A 13,111-nucleotide genomic window follows, 5' to 3' on the forward strand; every position below is an offset into this window, starting at 1 on the left:
AATAAAATAAGAATCCCCCAATAAAACCATCCCCCAACAAATCGTTTGTTCATAAATGATTACGAAAACCCAAGTTAAAACTTGGGTTTTTCGTTTCTTTGCAAAAAATATAACTTGTGAATTATTTATCTGTAGAAAACATTTCTAAGTCTTATGGAGAAAAGGTACTTTTTGAAGACATCTCCTTTGGAATTAATAAAGATCAAAAAGTTGCTTTCGTTGCGAAAAACGGAAGTGGCAAAACTTCAATTTTAAATATTATTGCTGATTTAGATGTACCAGATTCAGGGCAAGTTGTTAGCAGAAAAGATATTAGTATTGCATATTTGGCTCAAAAGGATGATTTAAACCCCAATTTAACCATCGAAGAAACCATTTTTGCTACTGACAATAAAATTCTAAACATCGTAAATCAATATGAAAAAGCGTTGAAAAATCCTGAAGAAGCAGAAGCTTATCAAGCAGCTTTTGATTTGATGGATCAGTATAATGCTTGGGATTTTGAAACACAATACACGCAAATTTTATCAAAATTAAAGTTAGATGATTTATCCTTAAATGTTGGAAAACTTTCTGGAGGACAAAAAAAACGTCTTTCTTTAGCAATCGTTTTAATTAACAAACCAGATTTATTAATTCTTGATGAGCCAACCAACCATTTAGATTTAGAAATGATTGAATGGTTAGAAGCGTATTTTGCTAAAGAAAAAATCACCCTTTTTATGGTAACGCACGATCGTTACTTTTTAGAACGTGTCTGTGATGAAATTTTAGAGTTAGATGAAGGTAAAATCTACAAATACAAAGGTAATTATTCTTACTATCTTCAAAATAAAGAAGAGCGATTAGCTTTAGAAGCAACCAATTTAGGAAAAGCAAAAAGTTTATTTAAAAAAGAATTGGAGTGGATGCGTAAGCAACCTAAAGCAAGAACAACAAAATCAAAATCTAGAATTGATGATTTTCATCAAATTAAAGACAAAGCACATCAACGTAGAAAAGACCATAAAGTTCAGTTAGAAATTAATATGGAACGTTTAGGTAGCAAGATTTTAGAACTTCATAAATTGCAAAAATCGTTTGGTGATAAAGTTATTTTAGATGGTTTCGATTATGTTTTTAAACGTGGAGAACGTATTGGAATTATTGGTAAAAACGGAACAGGAAAATCTTCTTTCTTAAATATTATTACAGAAAAAGCACCTGTTGATGGTGGAAAAGTTGTGGTTGGAGAAACCATAAAATTCGGTTATTATACGCAATCTGGAATCACCATAAAAGAGGGACAAAAAGTAATTGAAGTTGTAAAAGAATTTGGTGAATATATTCCACTTACTAAAGGTAGAAAAATCTCGGCATCGCAATTATTAGAACGTTTTTTGTTTGATAAAAAGAAACAATATGATTTTGTTGAAAAACTTTCTGGTGGTGAGCAAAAGCGTTTGTATTTATGTGCTGTTTTAATCCAGAATCCTAACTTTTTAATTTTAGATGAGCCAACCAACGATTTAGATGTGGTAACTTTAAATGTTTTAGAAGAGTTTTTATTAGATTACCCTGGAAATTTATTGGTAGTTTCTCACGATCGTTATTTTATGGATAAAATTGTTGATGCTCTTTTCGTTTTTAGGGGAGAAGGTGTTGTGGAGAATTTTCCTGGAAATTATTCTGATTTTAGAGCGTATGAAAACTCTAATGAAGCAGAAGAAGCACCTGTAGAAAAAGTGATCGAAAAAAAGGTTGAAGAGAAAAAGAAATCAAAAAACGCCTTGAGTTTCGATGAAAAAAGAGAATTTGGTGCTTTAGAAGTTGAAATTGAAAGGCTACAAAAAAGAAAACTGACTATAGAAAATCAATTTTTAAATGTAGAAATTGCAACAGACGATATCCCTAAAAAATCTGAAGAATTACAAGAAATCACCAATGAATTAGAAGAAAAAGAGGAACGTTGGCTAGAGCTATCAATGAAGTTAGAAGATTAGAAAAATGAGAAAAGAGTTTTTATTATTTTTATTTATAATTGCTGTTTGTTGTTCAAAAGACAAAGAATGTTCAGATTTTAAAACTGGAACTTTTGAATATTCTAATCAGTTATACAATGGGTTAAAAGTTGTTCGAACAGATTCTACTCAAATAGAAAAAAGTATCAAAAATGGATTAGAAATACATAGTTCAATAAAATGGATTGATGATTGTAATTATGTTTTAACAATAACAAAAGTACTAAATGAAAATTTAGATAGTATTATTGGAAAAAAATTCACAGTCGAAATTATAGAAACTAAATTAGATAGATATAGGTTAAAATCTAAAAGTGATGCTGGTGACATGGAGTTAGAGTTAATTAAACTTAAATAACTTTTGTACTAAAATTACTAAGCAGCTTAAAAGACCTTAATTACTAAATTACATTTCAGCTAAAATTTAAAAAACCTCAAAGGTTTTAAAAACCTTTGAGGTTTGATACTTTTTAAACACTTACAATATCTTTATCTTCAATTAAATCCTCATTATTAAAACGCAATAAAATTTGTGCAACTGCAATGGTGTCTTTTTCACAATAGGTTACGATTCTTTGGATGTTTTTTTCTTTGTAATACACAGTTGCTACTTCACTTCCATCAATATCGTCTTTTGGAGAAGGAATTCCTAAAATAGACGTTAATAACTTTAAAGAGGTATAATGTTTATAATCACCAAATTTCCACAATTCTAAAGTGTCTATATGTGGAACTTCCCAAGGTTTTTTCCCAAATAAATTTAGTTTTTTAGGAAGTTCTATTTTATGAATAATCATACGTCTTGCTATAAACGGAAAATCGAATTCCTTTCCATTGTGTGCACAAAGTACATTGTCTTTTTTGGTGAAATGTTTATCTAATAAAACTTTAAATTCTGATAATAATTTATGTTCGTCATCACCAAAAAAAGAGGTAACTCTAAGTTGTTTTTTTGTTTCAACATCAACAAAATACCCAACTGAAATACAGATTATTTTACCAAATTCTGCCCAAATACCTGCTCTATCATAAAATTCGGCTGCTGTTTGTTCATCCTTTCTTTGGTATTGCGTTTTCTTCTTAAAAAGCTCTTGTGTTTCTTTTGATAATTCCTCCCAACTTTCTTCTTGAGGAACTGTTTCTATATCTAAAAACAGAATATTATTTAATTTATACGTAAGATTCATAGCGTTCTTTTTTCATAAATATAGTGAAAAAAGAAAAAGCTCTGAAAAAATCAGAGCTTTTTAAAATTTAAAAAATCAATAATTTATTTAATTACTAATTTTGAAGTTGCTGTTTTAGTTCCTTCTGTTACTTTTAAAATATATAAACCAGCAGAAATTGTAGGAATATCAAAAGTTGACTTTGAATCGGAAAAAGAAGTAGCAAATACTTTTTTTCCTAAAACATTATATATTTCCACTTCTTTTTTATCAGTACTATTGGTAGTAATTGTAAAACTTTTATTTGTTACAGGGTTTGGGTATGTTGCAAAACCTTCGATTTCATTTTTTACTATACTTAATGTAAAGCTATTTGCAGCACCTGGAGTTCCTAAATCTCCGTTAGCAATAATCTCTTGCGTTGCTTCTCCCCAATTAGCACCATTGTCATTATCAGTAGCAGAATATTTATCAGTAGCTAATTCCATACTTGCTCCATTTGGATCTGGAAAAGTTGCTCCATCATCCCAAGAAACACCATCAATTATATTTCCTCCACACTCTAATGCAATTGAATCAGAACCGTTTCCTAAAAATATTTTAGAATCATATTGATAGTCTACTGTAACACCCCCATTTGTAGAAATATCTGCGTTTTCACCAAATACAACATATCCGTTTGCAGGAACAATTAAAGATGTTTTTATAATATCATCTTTAGAATCTGTCGTTAAAGATTTAATCGTCCAACCTTGTAATTCTATTGGAGAGTTTGTTGTATTATAAACTTCAAAATACTCACCATTATCATCAGATACTGCACTAGGGTTTTGCATAATTTCTGTAATAATCAAAGCGCCAACTGCAGAACAAGTAGCGTCTGGTAAACAAACTGCACTTGAAATACTTCTTGTAATATCACAATTACTATTTGTTACATCTCCTTTTAAGGTAAACTCGATATCTGTACCTTCTGGAATATTTGAAATCGTAATTGTTCCAGAAGCAGAAGTAGACGGATTGTCTCCACCAATTGTACCAAAATCTGAAGTTAACGTGTATGTAGAAGTATTACCTCCAGTAAAAGGTATAGAAACATTGTAGGTATCTTCTCCAGTTGTATTAGCATCACAAAGAGTAACTGCAGCATCTAAAGTTATGTTACATGGAAATTCAACATAAAAAGTTATAGTTGATTCTACTTTTGGTGATAAAGATGCTCCACTATTATCAACTAACTCTGCAGTTACTTCATAAGTAGTTCCTGGTTCTGCATTATCTATATCAGGTCCAGTTGTAGAAAATATATTCGCAGTTCCGTCAACTACGCCGTTTTTCTTTAAAGTTCCTAAAATATATCCATCTCCACTGTTATCGGACATTTCTGAACCATTATCTCCAGAAAGTGTAAAATTTAAAACATTAAAACTAATTGGAATTGTAGTAGTTTCTGCAGGAAAAACTGCATTATCTTCTGGTGATATAATAGCAATTGTAGGATCTGAAGTAAAAGCATTTAAACTAATATTTCTTAAACGAACTCCTCTCCCACTTTCTCCATTGTTTGAGATGCGTATTTGTACTTGATTAGAAAGACTAGATATCGTGAATGTACCCCCATCTATATAAGAAGAGCTTGTTGTAACTGTTCCTAAACCCAAATCATTAAAAGTCGTTCCTCCATCAGTAGAAACTTCAATTTTTGCTTGATTATGAGTTCCACTTCCAAAAGAAGCCACATCCAATTTAAACTCTGCTGTAGCGTATGAAGATAAATCAATTGAAGTAGAAGTTATAATATCTGATGGTGAACCAGCATCTACAACATAATAAGAACCTTTATCAATATCATTAGTTGAAACGTTATTTGTACCAACCCAACCAGTAGGAAGTGCTCCTCCTCCAGCAAGATTAAATATTTCTGTTTGTCCAAAAGACAAAAAACTAAAACAGAAAGTAAAAATTAAAGTAAATAAGTAATTTTTTTTCATATTGTAAAATTTAAATGGTTAAGCATCAAAGTTAAAAAAATAAAATGCCTTTTCACTTTTTTAAAATTAATTTATTGTTATGATTAAAAAATTACAAATCATTAAATTATAAGCTTGTATATAATCCTAATATTAACGAATTGTAAAATTAGCTATCAAAAACCATACATTTACTAAAATTAGATTTTAAAACCCTATTTTTGATATGTACTTATTATTAAATAACTATGAATAAAAGCGATATTAAAATTTTATTAGTTGATGATGAGCCAGATATTTTAGAAATTGTTGGCTACAATTTAAGAAATGAAGGCTATCAAACTTTTACTGCAGAAAATGGACTAGAAGCTATAAAATCTGCAAAAAAGAATATGCCTCATCTAATTTTATTAGATATTATGATGCCAGAAATGGATGGAATTGAAGCTTGTGAAAAAATCAGAAAAATAAAATCTCTAGAAAACGTACTCATCGCTTTTTTAACTGCAAGAGGTGAAGATTACTCTCAGGTTGCTGGTTTTGAAGCTGGAGCTGACGACTATATTACAAAACCTATAAAACCAAAGGTTTTAGTAAGTAAAATAAAGTCTTTATTAAGAAGATTAAAATCTGAAAAAGAAAGTGAAGATTCTCTTAAAATTGGAGATATTGTAATTGATAGAGATGAATATGTGGTTTATAAAGCTGGAGAAAAAATTTCGCTCCCTAGAAAAGAATTCGAACTATTTTCTTTGTTAACCTCTAGACCAGGAAAAGTTTTTAAAAGAGAGGTTATTTTAGATACAGTTTGGGGTAATGAAGTTGTTGTTGGTGGCAGAACTATTGATGTTCATATTAGAAAACTCCGAGAAAAAATTGGCGATAATCACTTTAAAACGGTAAAGGGAGTTGGCTATAAATTTGTTTTGCTAGAAAAAGAAAAGTAAAACCAAACCAATTGAAACTAAAAAAAACATATTCCTACGCACTTTGGTCTGCACTTTATTTAACACTGCTTAGTGTAGCTATTGCAACTGTAACATATTATGTAATAACTGAGCATTTTGGTTATATCACCATCATTTTTTCAATTATTATACTTTTTATAATTTCTTTTTTTATCACTCAATATAGAGCTGAACATTTTATATACAGAAGGTTAAAAAAATTATATCAAGAAGTATCCATTTTAAATGTAAACGACCTAAAAAGAGATTCTGCAACTACAGATATTGACAAATTATCTAAAAGTATGCAGAAATTTGTAGAAGGAAAACGATTGGAAATCAAAAGCTTAACAGAAAGAGATTCTTTTAGGCGTGATTTTCTTGGTAATGTTGCTCACGAATTAAAAACACCCTTATTTACAGTTCAAGGTTATATTCTTACCTTATTAGAAGGTGCTATTAATGATAAACAAATACGCATGAAGTATTTGGATAGAGCAAACAAAGGTGTAGAAAGATTGGTTGCTGTGATTAAAGATTTAGATATGATTGCTAAATTAGAAAACGATGGTTTAAAATTAAATACAGAGGTTTTTAATATTCTTGAATTGATTCAAAATGTGTTCGATTTATTTGAAATGAAAGCCAAAAAAAGGAACATTACGTTACGATTTGATAAAGTTTATGAATTTCCTGTTTTTGTAAAAGGTGATATTGAAAAAATTGAACAGGTTCTTATCAACCTTATTGTAAATTCTATAAAATACGGAAAACCAAATGGCACCACTATTTTAGGAGTAGATGATTTTAATGATAAAAAGTTTATTGTTAAAGTAATTGATAATGGTGAAGGTATTAATAAAGAACATTTACCACGTTTATTTGAACGTTTTTATAGAGTAGATCAAAGTAGATCTCGAGAACAAGGAGGCTCTGGCTTAGGACTTTCTATTGTAAAACATATTGTGGAAGCTCATAATCAAAAAATACTACTTAAAAGTACTTTTGGAAAAGGTTCGGAATTTTCATTTACGCTTGAAAAACCTAAATAAATAAAGAGTTTTACATTAAATCGAAACCAATATCTTTTCTGTAATTCATGTTTTCAAAATTGATTTGATCAATACTATTGTAACTCTTTTTTAAAGCATCTTGAATGGTGTCTCCAAAAGACGTTATTGCCAAAACTCTACCTCCACTTGTAACTACTTTATTATTATTAATAGTAGTTCCTGCATGATATACAGTAGATTCGCTAATATTTTCAAAACCTGTAATTTCTTTATTTTTTTGATAAGCTTCTGGGTAACCACCAGACACCAACATTACAGTTGTTGCAATTTTATCTGACACAGAAAACGATTTTTCATGTAAGGTTTGATTTGCAACACCTTCAAACAAATCAAATAAATCTGAATCTATTCTTGGCAAAACAACTTCAGTTTCAGGATCGCCCATTCTTACATTATATTCAACCACAGATGGATTTCCATGATCATTCATCAAACCAATAAAAATAAAGCCTCTATAATCAATTCCGTCTTTTTGTAAACCTAAAATGGTAGGTTTTACTACTAGTTCTTCAACTTTATCTAAAAAAACTTTGTCTGCAAAAGGTACAGGAGAAATTGCACCCATTCCACCAGTATTTAGACCTGTATCTCCTTCTCCAATTCTTTTATAATCTTTTGCTGATGGTAAAATTTTATAGCTTTTTCCATCTGTCAAAACAAAAACAGAAAGCTCAATTCCTTTTAAAAACTCTTCGATAACCACTGTAGATGAAGCTTCTCCAAATTTTTGATTCGAAACCATTTCTTCTAACTCAGCTTTTGCTTCTTCTAAAGAATTTAAGATTAAAACGCCTTTCCCAGCAGCCAAACCATCTGCTTTTAAAACAAAAGGTGGCTCTAAAGTTTCTAAAAAAACATAGCCATCGTTTAAATTATCTTTTGTAAAAGATTTATATTTTGCAGTTGGAACTCCATGTTTTTGCATGAATTGTTTTGAGAAATCTTTACTACCTTCTAACAAAGCTCCATCTTTTTTAGGACCAATTATTGGAATATTTTTCAATTCATTATCAGCTAAAAAGAAATCATGAACACCATTTACTAAAGGTGCTTCTGGCCCCACAACTACCATTTTAATATCGTTCTTTAAAACAACTTCTTTAACTGCGTTAAAATCTGTTGGATTGATATTGATATTTTTGGCAATAGCATGAGTTCCTGCGTTTCCTGGAGCTACAAAAAGTTGTGTTACTTTATTACTTTTATAAAGTTTTAAAGCAAAAGCGTGTTCTCTACCTCCAGAACCTAAAATAAGTACATTCATGTTTATTGTTTTGTTAGGATTGCAAATATATTTTAATTTCTTTGGATACTAAATTTATGAAGGAATTGAATTTTAGGAATTTTATCTTTTGAGAAAAAATGAAGCTAAAACCCCCATTTTAAAAAGTATTTTATGGCTGATGAAGTGTGTCTGAAAAATAATTTTATACTTTTTGATGAACCTTGTTGATGGTGATGAACAATTTCAACTTTTGGATAGTAAAGAATTTTTTTACCTAAATTATCAATTTTCCTACAAATATCAGCATCTTCCATATACAGAAAAAAACGTTCATCAAAACCTTTAATCAATTTAAAATCTTTTGTTTTAAAAAGCATAAAACACCCATGAATAAATTCAGGATAAAATGGTTTTTCTATATTTTGATTTCTATATTCATTTTTAAAAAGTTGGGTTTTAGAAATCTTAAGCTTTCTATTTATCAAGTCAAAAAAAGTAGGATGCTTTCTGCAAACATATTGGGTTTCCTTATTAGGATAAACTACTTTAGGTGTAATAAAAGATACATCATTTAAATTAGATATTTCTTTTATTAAAGTTGGAATTACATCCGAAGTAAACACTACGTCAGGATTTAAAATTAAATGAAAATCTGATTCTATTTTGTTTAATACTAAATTGTGGGCTGCACCAAATCCAATATTTTCACCAACAAAGAAATATTCAATTTCTGGATTGTTAAAATGTTTTTCTAAAATATTAGAAGGAGAATTATCGATTAAAAAAAGCTTTTTTTTTAGTGGTGTTTTTAAAAAAGAATCAATCGTTTTTTGAAGTATTTCTAAATTTTCGTTATATAAAACAATTGCTGCAGTTATCATTTTAGTAGGCTTTTTCTTCTCCTTTAAAAACGTTTAAAATAGTTTGAATAATAATTTTAATATCTAATAAAAAAGACCAGTTTTCTATATAAAAAATATCCAAGCGAACTCTGTTTTTAATATCAGATTTTCGTTTAATTTCACCTCTATAACCACTAACTTGTGCCAAACCAGTAATACCTGGTTTTACAATATGTCTCTTTAAATAATCTTCTACATCTTTTTGATATTCTAAAGATAAACTTTCTAAATGTGGTCTTGGTCCAACAATGCTCATATCTCCTATAATAACATTAAAAAATTGAGGTAGCTCATCCATACTTGTTTTTCGTAAAAATGCCCCAATTTTAGTTACACGTAAATCACCTTTTATTGCGTGGATTTTATCTGATTCCTCATTTACTTTCATAGATCTAAATTTGTAACAAACAAAGTGATCTCCATTTAAACCTTCTCTTGGCTGACTGAAAATTAAAGGTCCTTTAGATTCCATTTTCACAAAAACCCAAATAATTGGAATTAACCAAGAAAGTATAAATACACATACAAAAATTGAAAAAAAAATGTCGAAAATTCTCTTTATATAAAAATTCTCAGCAAATTCAAAGGGTAATTTCTGAACATTTAAAACCATTAAAGCATCATCATAATACTCAATACTTTGATTTTTACTATACAATTCGTTAGAATTTGGAATCAATTTTAGAACAATATCTTTTTCTAAAGCGAACTTATTAATTTTTTTAATTTGATCTTTAGACAGCTTTGATAAAGAACAATAAATCTCATCAACAAGATTAGTTTTTGCATATTCAAAAACACTATTTATATTTCCAAGATATTCTGAACTTTCAACTGGCTTATTGGAGAAAAAACCTAAATATTTATATCCTAAATTTGATTTGCTTTTAAATAACTTAATAATGTTTTTAGAAGAATCATCAAAACCAACTACTATTGTGGTTCTAAAATTATTTCCTAAAGCTCTATATTTTTTTAGGAAAATAAACCACAAAAATTTAGCAATTGAAAGGGTGAAAATAATAGTGGTTAAAATTAAAAATTGATTATTAACAATTTCACCTTCTCTAAAAATACCAAAAAAAGCAAAGTAACCAAGTATAAAAATTGAAAATTGTCTTATTAAAAGAGATAATATACGAAGTATTCTTGTGTATCTGTATACTTTATAAAAGCCAAATAAATAGGAAGTTAAAAGCCAAAAAAGAGAAATATAGGATAAAAAATAAGAATTTAAATATTGTTTATCGTAAATTAAATAAACTATTAAATTTATTAATAATACATCTAAAAATATTTGCAAGGGTCTAATAAAGTGGGAGTATCTTTTTTTCAAGAATTGAATTAGTTAAATATAAATTGCATTTATTAAAATATTATTTGATTTTTTTTTCAAAAAAAATTCTAAAAGACAAATGAACAAATAAAAATAGAATCATGAGCAAAAAACTAACTATTATATTCTTATTTAAGTGAGTTCTATAAAATTTAAAATTTTCCTTTAGTAGTTTTATTTTATTTTTACTTAGCGAATCATTTGATGTTCTGAAATATGCTAATGGAACTGGTAAACAATAAGCTTTTTTCGTTTTTTCTAAAATATTGAACCACAACCCCCAATCTTGTCTTTTTCTAAAATTAGGCATAAATATTTTACTTATTCTTTTGGTGTCATATATGGCTGTTGGTGTTTTAATATAATTATTAAATAATAATGCCAACGAACTGACACTTTTGGGAGGTAAAAGAACTTTGGAATCATTATCATTCTTGTCTAATTTTACTGAATATGTATAAGAAAATTCAATTTGTTTTTCAAGCATAAACTCCACTTGCATTTTTAACTTTTCTTTATGCCAGTAATCATCACTATCTAAAAAAGCTATAAACCTTCCTGTACTAATTTCGATACCTTTATTTCTGGCAACTCCTGCACCTACATTTTCTTTAAAAAAAAAGGATTTTATCCTGTTATCTGAAGCTACATAATTATTTATCATTTTAACAGATAAGTCTGTAGAACAATCATCTACAAGAATAAGCTCCCAATTTGTATAAGTTTGACTTAATATTGATTGCACACATTCATCTAAAAATTCTTGGCGATTATATACAGGTGTTATTATCGAAACCATCTTAAATTTGATTTAAAAAATTGAAAATATGTAGCATAAATAAAACAAACAAAAATTAGCCCCCACTGTCTATAGAGTAGTGATTCAAATAAAAAATTAAAAATAATTAAAATAATTAAAAACTCTAATTCATATTTCTTTTTAGTAGGATTTTTACTCAATAAAAATGGGCTTATTAAAAACAATATAAAAATTACAAAACCTAAAATACCTGAATGGTAAAATGATTGTAAAAATTGGTTATGAGCATTGAATTTATATTTAAGTTTTGATTCTATTGTGTTTTCTCCATTTTTATATCCATAACCAAACATTGGTCTGTTTGCTATTAGTTCAAGGTAAGTTTTATAAATATAAAATCTATTATTAGTACTTAATGTTTTTAAATCTCCCATTTCTTCTCCTGAGCCAATGTTTTCTATTGTTTGATACATGTCTAAAAACCGTTCTTTTAAATGCCCATTAAAACTTATAAAAAAACCAACAGTTAAGAATACTAAAATGAACTTAAATTTGGAATAATTTAATATAAAATATGCTGGCAAAATCAAACCAACACTAATAATAATAGCCTTTGAAGCTAAAGTTATAATGATAAAAAAAACTATAAATATTGACGTAATTCGTACTATTTTGTGTAAGGATTTATTAAAGAGTAAAACTATTAAAGCAAAACTAAAAACTAGACCAAAATAAGTGGTATGCGCATAATTCTCTAAGCTACTAAAGCTTGTTATAGCATATTTTAAAATACTTTTTTCTTGCAATAAAGTATTACCTTTTTCTAAAAAAAGTTTAGGCGGTTTTATTTTTACTTGAACTTCGTTACTTAAATTATCACTCCAATTATAACTTCCGTTTTTAGAAACAAAAGAAATATAAAACCAGTCTCTTGTAGCATTTGATTTTATGGTATTAGCAAAAGTAAATTTATAGAAGCCTTTAGATTGTTTTTCTGATTTTACTTTTGCGTTTCCTATTACAAAACCAATTGCGCCATTTGCTACGTTGAACCAAGCTTTACAATCCCCATCTACATTTCTAAATAAGACCCAAGTGTTTTTGTTGTTATTTTCTGTTTTAATATAAATTTGCCTTACTAGGGTATTGCCTGGTTGTGCTTCTTTAAACATAACCACTTTTCGAAGACTTGGTTTCTGAGCTGATGCGTTTATAATTGCATCAACAGTTGAATTTTTAGTGTAATTTTCGGCAATTGTTACTTCATTTTTAAACCAATCTTTTTTTAAAAATTCTTGTTTATTAATGTGTTTATTATATCCAAATAACCATAATAGTAAAAAAAATACTCCTGTAATGGTAATTAAAACAGAGGTTAATTCAAATAATTTTAAAATTTGTTTTTTAGAAAAATTAGATGAAAAAATAAATAAAGGAATGATTAGTAATGATAAGTTTCTTACTAAGTAAATAATACTAAATTGATTATAAAACAAATCTATTATAAAAGAAAAAATAATGGATAAATAGTACACACAAAAGGGAAGTAATAATTTCTTAAAAACTATTTTTTTCTTATTCCTATAAATTACGTTATATAAAGTTGCTACACTAGCAATTATAAGCATTAAACTAGAGTATTTAACTGGAAATAGAAGTGATGGTAAAATTAGACTACCAATTAATACATTTATCTCCTTATATTTTAAATTGTGTAAAATATTCAATACCT

At 27.9% G+C, this 13,111-nt stretch carries 11 protein-coding genes; 4 read left to right on the forward strand and 7 right to left on the reverse strand.

What is annotated here, in order from left to right; all coding sequences use genetic code 11:
• Nucleotides 1-116: 116 nt before the first annotated feature.
• Nucleotides 117-1,982 (forward strand): ABC-F family ATP-binding cassette domain-containing protein, encoded by a 1,866-nt coding sequence (locus P161_RS0102850; protein ID WP_026775570.1) that lies wholly within the window; start codon nt 117-119, stop codon nt 1,980-1,982.
• A 4-nt stretch (nt 1,983-1,986) separates the two neighbouring features.
• The gene (locus P161_RS17935) at nt 1,987-2,358 is read left to right on the forward strand and encodes a hypothetical protein (protein ID WP_051605645.1); all 372 of its coding nucleotides are present in this window, start codon (nt 1,987-1,989) and stop codon (nt 2,356-2,358) included.
• A 112-nt stretch (nt 2,359-2,470) separates the two neighbouring features.
• On the opposite strand, the gene P161_RS0102860 is transcribed toward P161_RS17935, so the two are convergent.
• Together P161_RS0102860 and P161_RS18930 are read right to left on the reverse strand one after the other, a co-directional pair.
• Nucleotides 2,471-3,187, reverse strand: a complete 717-nt coding sequence (locus P161_RS0102860; protein ID WP_026775571.1) for a 3'-5' exonuclease — start codon at nt 3,185-3,187, stop codon at nt 2,471-2,473.
• 83 nt (nt 3,188-3,270) lie between these two features.
• Nucleotides 3,271-5,157 carry a T9SS type A sorting domain-containing protein gene (locus P161_RS18930; protein ID WP_051605646.1) on the reverse strand — a complete coding sequence of 629 codons (1,887 nt, stop codon included), beginning with the start codon at nt 5,155-5,157 and terminating at the stop codon, nt 3,271-3,273.
• A gap of 227 nt (nt 5,158-5,384) precedes the next feature.
• Here P161_RS18930 and P161_RS0102870 point away from each other — a divergent pair, with 227 nt between their 5' ends.
• Nucleotides 5,385-6,083: a response regulator transcription factor gene (locus tag P161_RS0102870; RefSeq protein ID WP_026775572.1), complete on the forward strand. Its 699-nt coding sequence runs from the start codon at nt 5,385-5,387 to the stop codon at nt 6,081-6,083.
• An 11-nt stretch (nt 6,084-6,094) separates the two neighbouring features.
• Nucleotides 6,095-7,135 (forward strand): cell wall metabolism sensor histidine kinase WalK, encoded by a 1,041-nt coding sequence (locus P161_RS0102875; protein WP_026775573.1) that lies wholly within the window; start codon nt 6,095-6,097, stop codon nt 7,133-7,135.
• A 10-nt stretch (nt 7,136-7,145) separates the two neighbouring features.
• Here the strand turns inward: P161_RS0102875 and purD are convergent, their stop codons facing one another.
• The 5 genes from purD to P161_RS0102900 form a co-directional block, all read right to left on the reverse strand.
• Nucleotides 7,146-8,420 (reverse strand): phosphoribosylamine--glycine ligase, encoded by a 1,275-nt coding sequence (gene purD, locus P161_RS0102880; protein ID WP_026775574.1) that lies wholly within the window; start codon nt 8,418-8,420, stop codon nt 7,146-7,148.
• 104 nt (nt 8,421-8,524) lie between these two features.
• Nucleotides 8,525-9,262, reverse strand: a complete 738-nt coding sequence (locus P161_RS0102885) for a glycosyltransferase family 2 protein (protein WP_026775575.1) — start codon at nt 9,260-9,262, stop codon at nt 8,525-8,527.
• Nucleotide 9,263: 1 nt separating this feature from the next.
• On the reverse strand, nt 9,264-10,619 hold the full coding sequence (locus tag P161_RS0102890; RefSeq protein WP_026775576.1) for an exopolysaccharide biosynthesis polyprenyl glycosylphosphotransferase: 1,356 nt from the start codon (nt 10,617-10,619) through the stop codon (nt 9,264-9,266).
• 40 nt (nt 10,620-10,659) lie between these two features.
• Nucleotides 10,660-11,418: a glycosyltransferase gene (locus P161_RS0102895; protein ID WP_036841185.1), complete on the reverse strand. Its 759-nt coding sequence runs from the start codon at nt 11,416-11,418 to the stop codon at nt 10,660-10,662.
• Complete coding sequence (locus P161_RS0102900) at nt 11,406-13,106, reverse strand: O-antigen ligase (RefSeq protein ID WP_155810405.1); 1,701 nt, start codon at nt 13,104-13,106, stop codon at nt 11,406-11,408. Before P161_RS0102900 ends, P161_RS0102895 begins: the two co-directional genes overlap by 13 nt.
• Nucleotides 13,107-13,111: the final 5 nt, after the last annotated feature.

Source organism: Polaribacter sp. Hel_I_88 (genome assembly GCF_000687935.1).
In the GTDB taxonomy this organism is placed as follows: Bacteria; Bacteroidota; Bacteroidia; order Flavobacteriales; family Flavobacteriaceae; genus Polaribacter.